This window comes from Pseudoxanthomonas spadix BD-a59, assembly GCF_000233915.3.
GTDB lineage: Bacteria > Pseudomonadota > Gammaproteobacteria > Xanthomonadales > Xanthomonadaceae > Pseudoxanthomonas_A > Pseudoxanthomonas_A spadix.
This window is the reverse complement of sequence record NC_016147.2, coordinates 1204392-1218073: the sequence shown is the minus strand read 5'-3', so window position 1 is coordinate 1218073 and position 13682 is coordinate 1204392. Positions and strand designations below refer to the sequence as shown.

Below are 13682 nucleotides of genomic sequence, written 5' to 3'. Positions count from 1 at the left end.
GGCAATGATCCTCGCCGCGCGCGGCTGCGTGCGACACTGTTTGCATGGGTTTCATCCTTGCTGCCATCGTCTTCTACCTGCTGGCGACCGTGCTACTGGTGCGCGCGCTCGGCCACGAGGCCGCGGGCCCGTCGCGTAGCTGGCGCTGGCCGGCGCTGGCGGCGCTGGTCCTGCACGCCGGCTATCACCTGTGGATCGCCTGGCGCACGCCGGGCGGGCCGGACATGCACTTCTTCTCGGCCCTGTCGCTGGTCAGCCTGGGGATGGCGGCAATGACCGCGGTGGTGGGCGCGCGCGGGCGCATGGCCACGGTGGGCGTGGTCGCCTTTCCGCTGGCCGCGCTGCTGCTGGCGGTCTACCACGGCTATGGGCACCGGCCTTCACCGCACCTGGACTGGCGCCTGCAGCTGCATGCCTGGCTGGCGCTGCTGGCCTATGCCGCCCTGGCCGTGGCGGCGCTGCTGGCGATCATGCTGTGGGTCCAGGAACGGGCCCTGCGCCGGCGCGAATTCCACAGCTGGCTGCGCGCGATGCCGCCGATGACCGAACTGGAGACCCTGCTGTTCCGCACGATCGGGGTCGGCTTCACGCTGCTGACCGCGACCCTGCTGACCGGGACGCTGTTCGTGGAGAACCTGTTCGCCCAGCACCTGATCCACAAGACCGTGCTGAGCGTGCTGTCGTGGCTGGTGTTCGGCGGGCTGCTGCTGGGCCGCTGGCGGCGTGGCTGGCGCGGGCCCAAGGCGGTGCGCTGGACCCTGGTGGCGATGGCGCTGCTGCTGTTGGCGTTCTTCGGCAGCAAGGCGGTGCTGGAACTGATCCTGCATCGCACCCTGTAGCTGACCGTTCTGTCAGCAGAATGATGCGACGCGTCATTCTGCTGCCGAGACAATAATTGCATTGACAGTTATTTCGTGGGCGCAGATCATGCCGCGCCATGAAACCCCCCGCGTCCCTCGCCGCGCCTGCCAGCGGTGCCTCGCTTGGCCTGCTCATTCGCCAGGTGCGTGAAGCCGTCTGGCAAGCCCTGGAGAAGGAGCTGGCCGCCACCGGCCACGATCTGACCTTCAGCCAGTTCATCACCCTCAAGAGGTTGGCCGGCGGCATGGCCAGCGTCACCGACCTGGCCCGTGCCGCCGAGGTCCACCCCGGCGCGATGACCCGCCTGCTGGACCGGCTGGAAGCACGCGGCCTGGTCGTGCGCCAGGCTGATCCGGGCGACCGCCGGGCCCTGCACATCCACCTGACCGATGCCGGCCATGGCATCTGGCAGGACATCCACCTGTGCGGCCAGCGCATCCTCCAGCGGGCCACCGCCGGCATGTCCGAAACCGAAGCCAGCGAACTCATGCGCCTGCTCCAGCTGGCCCGCGACAACCTCACCTCCGAGACCGATTGACCATGTCCACGCCTGTTTCCACGCGCCTGCCCGGCAGGCTCACCGTGTCGCTGGCCTGGGCCCTGGCCCTGGTCGGCTGCGCGAGCAGCCATGGCCTGACCGCCACCGGCCAGGCGCTCGATGCCGACACCCTCAGCGCCCGCCAGAGCCTGGGCAAGGACGCCTTCAGCGCCGCCGCCTTCCCGCAGCAGGACTGGTGGAAGACGCTGGGCGACCCGCAGCTGGACAGCCTGATCAACGAAGGCCTGGCCGGCAGCCCGTCGCTGGCCGCTGCCGACGCACGCCTGCGCCAGGCCCGGGCCCAGGCCGGACTGGCCGATGCCCAGCGCAGGCCCACCCTGGATGCTTCGGCCCAGCACAGCGGCGTGCAGCTGCCCGAGGGCCTGGCCGGGGAAGATCTCGGCGGCGATCTGAGGTGGAGCAACGTGCTCAGGCTCGACTTCAGCTGGGCCCCGGACCTGTGGGGCGGCCAGCGCGCCGCCTGGGAAGCGGCCGTCGGCCAGACCCGGGCGAGCGAGGTCGATGCGCAGGCCGCACGCCTGGCCCTGTCGGCCAACATCGCCCGCACCTACATTTCGCTTTCACAGGCCCATGAAGCATTGGACGTGGCCCGGCGCGAGATGGACCGCTCCATCCAACTGCGCGAGCTCAGCCAGCAGCGCGTGGACGCTGGCCTGGACAACGACCTGCAGCTGCGCCAGGCCGAAAGCACGATCGCCGCCGCGCGCCAGCAGGAACAGGCCGCCGGGCACCAGATCACCCTGCTGCACAACGCCCTGGCCGCACTGCTGGGCAAGGGCCCGGACCGCGGCCAGTCGATCACCCAGCCGCGCCTGCTGCAGGCGCCGGCCCCGGCCGTGCCCGGCGTGCTGCCCAGCGAACTGCTCGGCCACCGCGCCGATGTGGTGGCCGCGCGCTGGCGGGTGGAAGCGGCCAACCGCGGGATCGACGCGCGCCAGGCCGCGTTCAAGCCCAGCGTCAATCTCAGCGTGATCGCCGGCCTGGCCTCGGCCCATCTGTCGGACCTGTTCGAGAACGACTCGGCCCTGGTCTTCGGTGGGCCGGCGATCAGTCTGCCGATCTTCGACGGCGGCCGCCTGCGCGCCAACCTGGACAGCGCCCAGGCGCAGTACGACCTGGCCGTGGCCGACTACAACCAGTCCCTGGTCGGGGCCATGCGCGAAGTCGCCGATGCGGTGCAGACCGCCCGTTCGCTGGACACGCAGATCGCCTCCATCGACCAGGCCCGCGACGCGGCGCAGAAGGCCTTTGTCCTGGCCAGCAGCCGCTACGACGCCGGCCTTGGCACCCAGCTGGAGGTCCTGGCCGCGCAGCGCCCGCTGCTGCAGCTTGAACAGCAGCTGGCTGGCCTGCATGCGCAGCGCTACGCCGCCGTGGTCGACCTCGACCAGGCCCTCGGCGGCGGCCTGCCGCTGACCGTCCCTTCTTCCAACCTCACCGCCGAAACCAGCCCATGAACACGCAGACCCCACCTCCCGCAGCGGCCGCCACGCCACCGCAGAAGAACCACCGCAGGCGCGCGCTGCTGATCCTGGTGGCCGTGGTGCTCGTGGCCGGCCTGGGCTGGCTGGCCTACGCGCTGCTGTACGGCCGCTGGCACCAGTCCACCGACGACGCCTATGTGGACGGCAACATCGTTTCGATCGTGCCGCAGACCATGGGCACGGTGGTCAGCATCGATGCCGACGACGGCATGAAGGTCGAGGCCGGCCAGGCGCTGGTGCACCTGGATCCCAATGATGCCCAGGTCAGCTACGACCAGGCCGTGGCCAACCTGGGCGCGACCGTGCGCCAGGTGCGCGGCCTGTTCAGCGATGTCCAGTCCGGCGAGTCGGACCTGCGCGCGCGCCAGGTCGCGGTCGATCAGGCCCGGGCCGACGTCAAGCGCCGCCAAGGCCTGGTGGCCAGCGGTGCGGTCTCGCGCGAGGAACTGGCCCATGCCCGCGATGTCCTGGCCTCGGCCGAGGCGGCCCTGGGCGCTGCGCGCGGCGGCCTGCAGCGCAGCCGCGCGCTGGTCGATGCCACCACCGTGGGCAAGGCCCCGCAGGTGCAGGCTGCGGCCTCGCAGCTGCGCCAGGCCTACCTGAACCTGCAGCGTGTGGCGATCGTGGCACCGGTCTCCGGCTATGTGGCCCAGCGCAGCGTGCAGCTGGGCCAGCAGGTCCAGCCGGGCACCACGCTGATGACCATCGTGCCGATCGACCAGCTCTGGGTGGAAGCCAACTTCAAGGAAACCCAGCTGGGCAAGATGCGCATCGGCCAGCCGGTACAGGTGCATGCCGATCTGTACGGCGATGAGGTCACCTACGCAGGGACGGTGGACAGCCTGGGCATGGGCACCGGCAGTGCGTTCTCGCTGCTGCCGGCGCAGAACGCCAGCGGCAACTGGATCAAGATCGTCCAGCGTCTGCCGGTGAAGATCACCCTGGACCCCGGGCAGCTGCGCGAGCATCCGCTGCGCATCGGCCTGAGCATGGACGTCAATGTCAACCTCAAGGACCAGAGCGGCCCGGTGCTGGCCCCGGCGCGCCAGGACCGCGCCGATGCCAGGCCGTTGATGACCACCGCGGCCTACGCGCAGCAGCTGGCCGATGCCGACCGGCTGATCGCCTCGATCATCGCGCAGAACCTGCCCGCATCGTCCCAGAGCCACTGAGGACGCCGCAGATGTCCACCATTGCCGACGACGCCGGCGGCCCCAGGGCCGCTCCACAGCCGGCGGCCGCGCCGTTCCGGCCGCCGAACATGGCCCTGTGCACGGTCGGCCTGGCGCTTGCATCCTTCATGCAGGTGCTGGACACCACCATCGCCAACGTCTCGCTGCCCACCATCTCCGGCAACCTGGGCGCCAGCGCCAACCAGGCCACCTGGGTCATCACCTCCTTTGCGGTGAGCAACGCCATCGCCCTGCCGCTGACCGGTTACCTGACCCGCCGCTTCGGCGAGGTCAGGCTGTTCACCTGGGCCACGCTGGCCTTCGTGATCGCCTCGTTCCTGTGCGGCATCGCCAACTCGATGGGCCTGCTGGTGGTGGCCCGGGCGCTGCAGGGCTTCGTCGCCGGGCCGATGTACCCGGTGACCCAGGCGCTGCTGATCTCGATCTATCCACCGCAGAAACGCGGGCAGGCCATCGCCCTGCTGGCGATGGTCACGGTGGTGGCGCCGATCGCCGGGCCGATCCTGGGCGGCTGGATCACCGACAACTACAGCTGGGAATGGATCTTCTTCATCAACATTCCCATCGGCATCTTCGCCAGCATCGTGGTCGGGCGGCAGATGAAGGGACGTCCGGAAAAGCTGGAAACGCCGAAGATGGACTACATCGGCCTGGCCACGCTGGTGCTGGGCGTGGGCGCGCTGCAGATCATGCTCGACCTGGGCAACGACGAGGACTGGTTCAACTCGCACAGGATCGTGATCCTGGCCATCGTGGCGGCGATCGCGCTGAGCGTGTTCGTGATCTGGGAACTGACCGAGAAGGACCCGATCGTCAACCTGCGCCTGTTCCGCCACCGCAACTTCGCCGCCGGCACGCTGGCGCTGGTGATGGCCTATTCGGCATTCTTTTCGATCAGCCTGCTGGTCCCGCTGTGGCTGCAGCGCAACATGGGCTACACGCCGATCTGGGCTGGCCTTGCCACCGCGCCGATCGGCCTGCTGCCGGTGATCCTGACCCCGTTCGTGGGCAAGTACGCCCACCGCTTCGACCTGCGCGTGCTGGCCAGCGTGGCGTTCGTGGTGATGGCCGCGACCAGCTTCCTGCGTTCGGGCTTCAACCTGGAGGTGAACTTCGGCCGGGTGGCCGAAATCCAGCTGATCCAGGGCCTGGGCGTGGCGCTGTTCTTCATGCCGGTGCTGACCATCCTGCTCTCGGATCTGGAGCCGCACGAGATCTCCGCAGGGTCGGGCCTGGCCACCTTCGTGCGCACCCTGGGCGGCAGTTTCGCCGCCTCGCTGACCACCTGGGCCTGGAACCGGCGCACCACCATCCACCACGCCGAGCTGACCGAACATATCAGCGCCTACGACCCGGCCATGCAGCAGACCGTGTACCAGCTCGGCCACGGCGATCCCCAGGCCGGGGCAGTGATGCTCAATCAGATGATCGGCCAGCAGGCCTTGCAGATCGGCTTCAACGAGATCTTCTACCTGCTGGGCTGGATCTTCCTGGGCGTGATCGTGTTCGTGTGGTTTGCCCGGCCGCCGTTCGCGGCCAAGGCCGGCACCGGGGCCGCGGCCGGGCACTGACCTTCCGGGATTTGCAGCACGCACAACGGGAACGGGGCGCTGCAGTGCGTACCCCTGGTTGCTGCCAGACTCCATGGCCTGTCGCCACGAGGGATCAACACCGCTCCGATGGGAGCCGCTTCAGCGGCGATGGAGCTTTCCCGGGAGAGCCCTTTCGCCGCTGAAGCGGCTCCCACATCTGCTTGGTCCGCAGACTGAGGGCCGCTGCGATACGGCCCTTCCCGATTGCCGCAGGGTCTGCCACCTGGCTTCAGCGCAGCAGCACCAATTCCTCGGCGCTGGTGGGATGGATCGCCACGGTGTCGTGCAGGTCGTCCAGGGTGGCGCCCAGCTTCACCGCCAGCGCAAACCCCTGCAGGATCTCGTCGGCGTTCTCGCCCATCAGGTGCACGCCGACCACGCGCTTTTCATCACCGACGCAGACCAGCTTGAACAGGCTGTGCTGGGGCGTGTCGGCCAGCGCGTGGAGCATCGGCCTGAAGGTCGTGGCGAACACCCGCACCGTGTCATCGCCATGCTCGGCGCGGGCCTGTTTTTCGGTCATTCCGACGCTGCCCATCGGCGGATGCGAGAACACCACGCTGGGGATGTTGGCGTAGTCGAGCCGGGCCTGCGGCTTGTGGCCGAAGAGGCGATCCATCAGCCGGCGGGCCGCGGCAATGGCCACCGGCGTCAGCGCCACGCCGACGTCGGTGACGTCGCCGATCGCGTGGACGCCTTGGACAGTGGTGTCCTGCCAGCAGTCCACCTGCACCGAGCCGTGGGTGTCGGTGGCCACGCCAACCGCCTCCAGCCCGAGCTCGCGCGTGTTGGGCGCGCGCCCGGTGGCGAAGATCACGCAGTCATAGCCACCCGGCACCGGCCCGGTATCGGTGACCACGCAGGTCTGTTGGCCGGCTTTTTCCAGCGCAGTGACCTCGGTGTCGAAGAACAGGCCAATGCCGCCCTGGCGCAGGTTCTCGGCCAGCTGCAGGGTCAGGTCGCGGTCGAAGGACTGCAGCAGGCATGGCCCGCGCACGAACAGTTCGACCTGGCTGCCCAGCGCCTGCAACACACCGGCCAGCTCCACGGCAATGTAGCCGCCGCCGATGATGGCCACCCGCGGCGGCGCCGAACACAGGTTGAAGAAGCCGTCCGAATCGATCGCCAGTTCCGCGCCCGGGATCTGCGGTCGCAGCGGATGGCCACCGGTGGCAAGCAGCACGTGCCTGGCCTTCAGGTCCAGGCCGTCCTCGCAGCGCACCCCGCCCGGCACCAGGGTGCCGCGCGAGGGGATGCGCATGATGTCGGCCTTCGCCAGGCGCTTGCGGTAGCTGTCGTGGATACCGGCGATGTAGCGCTGGCGGTGGACGACGAACTCCTGCCAGTCCAGCGGCCCGCCATGCACCCTGAAGCCCAGGTCGGCGGCCATCTCGACGTGCCGGCCCAGCTCGGCCGCCAGCCACATCGCCTTCTTCGGCACGCAGCCGACGTTGACGCAGGTGCCGCCCAGTTCACCCGGGTCCAGGATCGCGACGCTGGCGCCATATTCGGCTGCACGGAAGGCGCCGGCCAGGCCGCCCGACCCAGCCCCGATGACGATCAGGTCGTACTGGCTGTTGTCGCGCTGAGGCATCTACACCACTCCATCGAATGAAAACCCGCAGCGAACCGAGGCCCGCCGTTGTCGCTCCAGCATGCCGTGCAGGGCGATCGAAGGAAGTGAGGATCGCGCCGACCGACCGCGCCTGGCGCGCGGGAGGTCAGCTGGCGCGGCGCCCCGGCGCACGCGCATAGGCGGCGGCGCGCAGCAGCCATTCGGCCGGCCCCATCGCTGCACGTGCCAGCCACCAGCGGCTCACCAGCAGCTGCAGCGCAAACAAGCCGAAGCCCAACGCCACCTGCCAGGCGCGCCCCAGTCCGAAGGCCCCCATTCCATAGCCATAGAACACCCCCACACACACCAGCGACTGCAGCAGGTAGTTGCTCAATGCCAGGCGCCCGGCCGCGGCCAGCAGACCAGCCAGCCGCGCCGAGGCCGGATGTGCCAGCCAGCGCAGGGTCCAGCCGATATAACCCAGGCACAGCGGCAGGCTGGCCGCCAGCATCAGGGCCGCCGCCAGGCCGGCGCGCAGATCGGCACGGCCGGGCGCGATCCACGGCGCCAGCCACACCGACACCAGGGTCATGCCAAGCCCGAGCGGCAAGGCGCCCTGGCGCATCCACGCCAGCGCGCGCGCATGCGCCTGCGGCCGGGCCAGCACCTGGCCCAGCCACGGTCCGATCAGGAACAGCCCCAGTACCTGCGCACCGGTGATGGGCAACACGCTCAGGCTCTGGCCCAGGTCGCGCAGGCGCTGGGCGGTGGCCATCGCGAAGTCGCCGTGCCCGTAGGCCAGCACCTGCGCACGGGTCACTTCGGCCACGTGCGCGGCCTGTGCCTGCAGTGCGTGCTGCCACTGCGCCGAGCCGGCCAGCGCCGGTTCGGCCAGTCCGGCCAGCAACGACACACCGGCCGGGATCAGGAACACCCCTGCCCCGACCCACGCCAGCAGTCCGCCCAGCACTTCGCGAAAGGCCAGCAGCACCAGTCCGCACAGCGCGTAGGTCACCAGGATGTCGCCGGACCACAGCAGCAGCGCGTGCGCCAACCCGATCAGCAGCAGTCCGATGCAGCGCCGTAACCAGACCTGGCTCAGCGGCCAGCCTTCACCCTCGGCGCGCGCAGCCATCGCCGCAAAGCCCGCGCCGAACAGCAAAGAGAACAGCGCGACGAACTTGCCCTGAACCAGCACGTAGATTGCTGCATCGGCCCAGCGGTCCAGGCCCCGCCAGGCCGGGTCGATCCCGGTGCCCATCTGCGCCGGCGGGCCGGCAAAGCCTTCCAGGTTCATCAGCAAGATCCCCAGCAGGGCCAGCCCGCGCAGCACGTCCAGCGCCGCCACGCGTGCCATCGGCGGCAGCGGCGCGGCCGGCTGCCCCGCGCGCGTGTCCGCCCTCATCGCGACCGGCGCAGACGAAGACGGCCCGCGCCAGCGAGCCGCCAGATCGATCGCGTTGGACGCCGATCAGTGATCGTGGCCACCGTCGCCATGGACATGGCCATGCTCGAGCTCTTCGGGCGTAGCTTGCCGCACCTGGACCACTTCCACCTCGAAATGCAGGTCCTTGCCGGCCATCGGATGGTTGAGATCCACATCGACCACGCTCATGCCCACCTTCTGCACGGTCACCGCGCGCGGGCCGAAGTTGGTCTGCAGGACGACCTGCTGACCCGGGGCCAGCTTCTGCGCCCCGAAGTGCTTCTTGGGCACGCGCTGGGTCAGGCCGTCGCGCTTGTCGCCATAGGCCTGGGCCGCCTCGACGTCCACGCCGAACTGCTCGCCGGCTTCCCTGTCCATCATCGCCTTCTCCAGGCCCGGGATGATGTTGCCGTGGCCGACCAGGATCGCCAGCGGCTCGCGGCCTTCGGAACTCTCCAGCGGCTCGGCGCCGATTTCGGAAACGGTGTAGTGGAAACGCACGACGCTGTCTTTGGCGATTTTCATTGAACACTCTTGGATGGGCCGCGGCGGGCGGCGGGTGCGCGGCTTGTCTGCCGCAGGGCATGCGGTCAACATGGGCCGCCATGAAGACCGCCCATTATCCCGGCTCGCCCAAGCGCTTGCCAGTCGCCCATGCCGCCGCCTGGCTGGCATTGGGTGCCAGCCTGCTGGCCGGTTGCGGCAGCGAGCGCGCGCTGGTCCGCAGGCCCGCTGCGCCACCCTCGGACAAGGCCTGGCCGACGGTCCAGGTCGCCGACCCGGCCGCGGTCAACGGCGTGCTGATGCGGGCGCTGGGCCTGGTCGGCACGCCCTACCGCTACGGCGGCAACACGCCCGATTCGGGCTTCGACTGCAGCGGCCTGGTCAGCTATGTCTATCGCGACATGCTCGACCTGCGCCTGCCGCGCAGCTCGGGCGAACTGGCCAAGGTCCAGGGCCCGAAGATCGACCAGGACCGTCTGGCGCCGGCCGACCTGGTGTTTTTCGGCAGCCGCGGCAATGTCAGCCATGTTGGCATCTACCTGGGTCAGGGGCGCTTCGTCCACGCCCCCAGCAGCGGTGGCACCGTGCGCCTGGATGATCTGGACGGCCCCTACTGGCGGGATCACTACACCGGCGCCCGGCGCGTTGTTGAGTAGAGGTGATGGCTGAAAATGTGATGGAAGTATCAGGTCACACCCCGGAAACCTAACGAACTTTGAACATTTTCACTTGGATCTAACGGCACACTCCTGTCTCCGCCACGAAACCTTCATCTGCCCGTGACGAACGATGACCTGCCGTCAGGCACACCGCTCACCACCCGCCGACCCCGTCGCGGTTCGCTCCACCTTCTGATCCTGGCCCTGCTGGGCACGTCGGCCTCGCCATTGGCGATCGCTCAGGATGCTGCCCCTGGCTCCCAGCCGCAGGCCATCCATACCCTCTCCGGCGATGTCGCCACGGTGACCAGCCCGGTCCCGACCACGGTCGCCACCGGCGTTCCGACCACCATCACCCCCGCCGGCCCGGCCGCCGTACCGGCAGGCCAGTCCCTCGCCGCCACACCCCTGGCAGTGACCCTTCCCGCTTCGGCCCTGGTGCCCGGCGCCGCGGTGCCGGCCGTGGCCAGCACCGGCAGCAGCCTGCGCGACAAGGCCACCCAGGCCGCCGCCGCCACCCTGACCGCCCTGCTGCCGCGCCTGGCCGCCACCGACACGGTGCCGGTGATGGACCGTTCGGCGATGCTGGCCGGCGACCTGAGCCGCCTGCTGAGCAACTACGACCTGACCGGCGCGGCCGCCGCCAACGAAACCGAGGTCGGCAAGGTCCAGAGCGTGCTGCAGCGGGCCCTGACCCTGCTGGGCACCCCGTACCGCTGGGGCGGAACTGATCCGGACAGTGGCCTGGACTGCAGCGGCCTGGTCGGCTACGTGTTCCGTACCGCGCTGGGCGTGGACCTGCCGCGCGTGTCGCGCGACATGGCGGCCAGCGGCGAGGGCCAGCTCATCAGCAACCGCGACGAACTGCGCCAGGGCGACCTGGTGTTCTTCGGCGTGCGTGGCCGGGTCAACCATGTCGGCATCTACGTCGGCGAAGGCCGCTTCCTGCACTCGCCCAGCACCGGCAAGGATGTCCGCGTGGACACCTTGACCTCCGGCTACTGGGGCGGCCGCTTCATGCAGGCCCGTCGCGTGACGATGTAACGCGGCGCCTTACTTGGATCATGAAAAAAGCCGGCGCATGCGCTGGCTTTTTTCATGCCTGCAGGGGTCTGCGGCCGGGCCATCAAGGCGCGTCGGCGTGGAAGGCCGCCACGGTCTGCTCGATGCCCTTGCTCAGCTCCATCACCTTGGTCGCGTATTCGGCCAGGCGATGGTCCTGGTCGTTGACCGGGGTCCAGGCCGGCACCGCAGTCGGTCGGCCTTCTGCCTGGTCCATGGCCACGAACACGATCACGCAGTGCGTGCACAGCCGGCTGGCGGAGCTGCCATCCTCCAGGCCCAGGCCGCGGGCGCGCACGTCGACGGCAAAGTGCATGCTGCTGGTGCCGGTGTGCACCAGCTTGGCGGTGATGGTCACCACATCACCGATCCGGATCGGCGCGACGAAGCGGATGCCGCCCACCGCCACGGTCACGCTGTAGTGGCCACTCCAGCCGACCGCCGCCGCATAGCCGACCTGGTCGATCCAGCGCATCACCACCCCGCCGTGCACCTTGCCGCCGTAGTTGACGTCCTTGGGCTCGGCAAGGAATCGAAACGTCAGTTCACGCTGTTCGCCGCGCATGCGGACTCCTGGGTCGTGCCTGGGGGCAGTGGCCACCGCCGGAGCGTGCGGCCTGGCCGTGACTGGGCGCAGCATAGCCCGGTTGCGGCAACGCCGAGTTTCGCGCGATCCTCTGCCCTCCCCCAATGGAATGCATGTCTCATGCGCACGCTCATCGCCGTCGTGCTTGGCAGCCTGGTCGCCGCGGCGGTCATGGTCGGCGCCTATCACGGCTACCAGCGTGTGTATCGGCTGCCGGCCGGCCCGGACTTCTACACCTTTTCCAGTCTGGCTGCCTATGCGCTGGCCGCGCCACGCCAGGCCCTGGCCTGGGTGATCGGCGGCTACGCGCTGGCGGGCCTGCTGGGCGGCCTGTGCGCGGCGTTCATCGCACGCAGCCACCGTGGCGGTGCGGCGGTCACCGTCGGTGCAGTGGTGATGCTGGCGGCGATCGGGCTGGCGGCGCTGGTTCCCTTCCCCGCCTGGGTGACGGTGGCCAGCCTGCTGCTGCCCATCCCGCTGGCCTTGGTGGCCACGCGCCTGGCCACCCCGCGGCTGGAAGTCTAAAAAGCACCCCCCGTGCAGGAACACTGATCCCTGCGCACGGCCGAGGCCCTTCAGTGCCTTGTCAACGCGGTCTACCTTTGCAGCTTGAAGGTCGCGAACTCCTTGAGCTGCTCGCCCACCGCCTTGCCGTCGCCGACCACGATCACCGACTGCCTGGCCGGGTCATCGTACTTTGCGCGCGATGCGCAGCTGGCGGTGAAAACGGACAAGGCGCGCGCGGCGACAGCGCCATTTCCTGCACATTGCCGGGTTTCAGCCGCGCGTGGGCGACTCGATCCCGACGTTGGTCGGCGCCGCATCGTAGGTCTGCCTGTCCAGCAGGCCGGTCTCGCGTGCGACCAGCACCGGCACCAGCATCTGCCCGGTGACGTTGGTCAGGGTGCGCATCATGTCCAGGATGCGGTCGATCGCGTAGAGGTAGCCGATGGTCTCCAGCGGCAGGCCGGCGGCGCTCAGCACCACCGTGGCCATCACCACCGCCGTGCCCGGCACCCCGGCGGTGCCGAAGCTGCCCAGCACCGAGGCGATCAGCACGATGAGGTACTGGTTGCCGGTCAGCGGCACGCCGGTGTACTGCGAAATGAACACCGCGCACAGCGCCGGGTAGATCGCCCCGCAGCCATCCATCTTGATGCTGGCGCCCAGCGGCACGGCAAAGGACGCATAGTCCCTGTTGACGCCCAGGTTGTGGGTGATCGAACGCAGCGCCACCGGCATGGCCGCGAAGCTGGATGAGCTGACGAAGGCCACCTGCATGCCGGGCGCGGCACCGCGGAAGAACTTCAGCGGATTCAATCCGTGGGCCACCAGCAGGCCGCCGTAGACGAAGACGATGTGCAGCGCGCAGGCAAGGTAAAGCGCCAGCACGAAGTTGCCCAGCGGCAACAGTTTCTCGAACCCGTAGGCCCCCACCAGCGCGGCGATCAGGCCGAAGGTGCCGATCGGAGTGACCTCCAGCACGAAGCGGGTCACCTGGATCATGATCTCGCTCAGCTGCGCGGTCAGCCTGCGCGCTTCGCTCACCCGATCACCCAGCTTGACCATCGCAAACCCCAGCAGCGCGGCGAAGAAGATCACCGGCAGGATCGAGCCGCGGCCGGCGGCCAGCACGGTCTCACCGGCGGCGTTGGTGCGGGTCCCGATCCCGGCCAGGGCAAAAAAGGGGTTGGCGGGCACCACGTCCAGCAATACCCTGACCGGGCTGGGCACATCGCGTGGCTTCCAGGCCGGATCGATGGCGATGCTCGGCGCGCCACTGCCCGGCTGCAGGATCGTGCCGACCAGCAGGCCCACGCCCACCGCCAGACTGGCGGTGATGACGAACCAGCCGAAGGTGCGTGCGCCCAGGGCGGCGATCGATTTCTGCCCGCTCAGCGCCGAGATCGCATTGATCACCGCGAAGAACACCAGCGGGATGGCGATCATCTTGATCAGGGTGACGTACAGCTCGCCCAGCGGGCCGAACCAGGTTTCCGCACGCGGCCCCAGCGCCCAGCCAGCCAGCGCACCCAACACGAAACCGGCCACCACGCGTTGCCAGAACGGGATCTTCAGCCACGCCTGGATCAGTTTCATTGCCACACCCTTGCCGTCATTTTGGTCTCGGGGCGCACCTTAGCCCAGGCACCGGGCGGTGACGACGCCCGCGCTGGAACCCGGCGGACCAGTGGCGGGAC

The 13682-nt window shown here is 69.2% G+C and carries 14 protein-coding genes; 8 read left to right on the top strand and 6 right to left on the bottom strand.

The window, feature by feature from the left end; translation table 11 throughout:
• The first annotated feature begins 44 nt into the window (after positions 1-44).
• From DSC_RS05470 to DSC_RS05450, 5 genes are all read left to right on the top strand, one after another.
• Positions 45-839, top strand: a complete 795-nt coding sequence (locus DSC_RS05470; RefSeq protein ID WP_014160144.1) for a cytochrome C assembly family protein — start codon at positions 45-47, stop codon at positions 837-839.
• A 98-nt stretch (positions 840-937) separates the two neighbouring features.
• Positions 938-1399, top strand: a complete 462-nt coding sequence (locus tag DSC_RS05465; protein ID WP_014160143.1) for a MarR family winged helix-turn-helix transcriptional regulator — start codon at positions 938-940, stop codon at positions 1397-1399.
• Positions 1400-1401: 2 nt separating this feature from the next.
• Positions 1402-2877, top strand: coding sequence for an efflux transporter outer membrane subunit (locus tag DSC_RS05460; protein ID WP_014160142.1), 1476 nt, complete (start codon positions 1402-1404; stop codon positions 2875-2877).
• Complete coding sequence (locus DSC_RS05455; protein WP_014160141.1) at positions 2874-4076, top strand: HlyD/EmrA/EmrK family protein; 1203 nt, start codon at positions 2874-2876, stop codon at positions 4074-4076. Before DSC_RS05460 ends, DSC_RS05455 begins: the two co-directional genes overlap by 4 nt.
• Positions 4077-4087: 11 nt before the next feature.
• Complete coding sequence (locus tag DSC_RS05450) at positions 4088-5668, top strand: DHA2 family efflux MFS transporter permease subunit (protein WP_014160140.1); 1581 nt, start codon at positions 4088-4090, stop codon at positions 5666-5668.
• A gap of 250 nt (positions 5669-5918) precedes the next feature.
• On the opposite strand, the gene gorA is transcribed toward DSC_RS05450, so the two are convergent.
• The 3 genes from gorA to DSC_RS05435 form a co-directional block, all read right to left on the bottom strand.
• Positions 5919-7283 (bottom strand): glutathione-disulfide reductase, encoded by a 1365-nt coding sequence (gene gorA, locus DSC_RS05445; protein ID WP_014160139.1) that lies wholly within the window; start codon positions 7281-7283, stop codon positions 5919-5921.
• Between the two features lie 127 nt (positions 7284-7410).
• Positions 7411-8649: a DUF418 domain-containing protein gene (locus tag DSC_RS05440; protein WP_014160138.1), complete on the bottom strand. Its 1239-nt coding sequence runs from the start codon at positions 8647-8649 to the stop codon at positions 7411-7413.
• Between the two features lie 66 nt (positions 8650-8715).
• Positions 8716-9195: an FKBP-type peptidyl-prolyl cis-trans isomerase gene (locus DSC_RS05435; RefSeq protein ID WP_014160137.1), complete on the bottom strand. Its 480-nt coding sequence runs from the start codon at positions 9193-9195 to the stop codon at positions 8716-8718.
• Positions 9196-9275: 80 nt separating this feature from the next.
• On the opposite strand from DSC_RS05435, the gene DSC_RS05430 reads away from it, so the two are divergent.
• Positions 9276-9830, top strand: coding sequence for a C40 family peptidase (locus DSC_RS05430; protein WP_014160136.1), 555 nt, complete (start codon positions 9276-9278; stop codon positions 9828-9830).
• Between the two features lie 354 nt (positions 9831-10184).
• Entirely contained in the window at positions 10185-10877 is a 693-nt protein-coding gene (locus tag DSC_RS05425) for a C40 family peptidase (protein ID WP_052299837.1), read from the top strand.
• A gap of 82 nt (positions 10878-10959) precedes the next feature.
• Here the strand turns inward: DSC_RS05425 and DSC_RS05420 are convergent, their stop codons facing one another.
• On the bottom strand, positions 10960-11460 hold the full coding sequence (locus DSC_RS05420) for an acyl-CoA thioesterase (RefSeq protein WP_014160134.1): 501 nt from the start codon (positions 11458-11460) through the stop codon (positions 10960-10962).
• Between the two features lie 141 nt (positions 11461-11601).
• Here DSC_RS05420 and DSC_RS05415 point away from each other — a divergent pair, with 141 nt between their 5' ends.
• Entirely contained in the window at positions 11602-12006 is a 405-nt protein-coding gene (locus tag DSC_RS05415) for a hypothetical protein (RefSeq protein ID WP_014160133.1), read from the top strand.
• A 71-nt stretch (positions 12007-12077) separates the two neighbouring features.
• Here DSC_RS05415 and DSC_RS16840 read toward each other — a convergent pair whose 3' ends face one another.
• Both DSC_RS16840 and DSC_RS05410 read right to left on the bottom strand, forming a co-directional pair.
• Positions 12078-12215, bottom strand: coding sequence for a hypothetical protein (locus DSC_RS16840; protein ID WP_014160132.1), 138 nt, complete (start codon positions 12213-12215; stop codon positions 12078-12080).
• A 43-nt stretch (positions 12216-12258) separates the two neighbouring features.
• A complete protein-coding gene (locus tag DSC_RS05410) occupies positions 12259-13581 on the bottom strand; it encodes a dicarboxylate/amino acid:cation symporter (RefSeq protein WP_014160131.1) in 1323 nt (440 codons plus the stop codon).
• Positions 13582-13682: the final 101 nt, after the last annotated feature.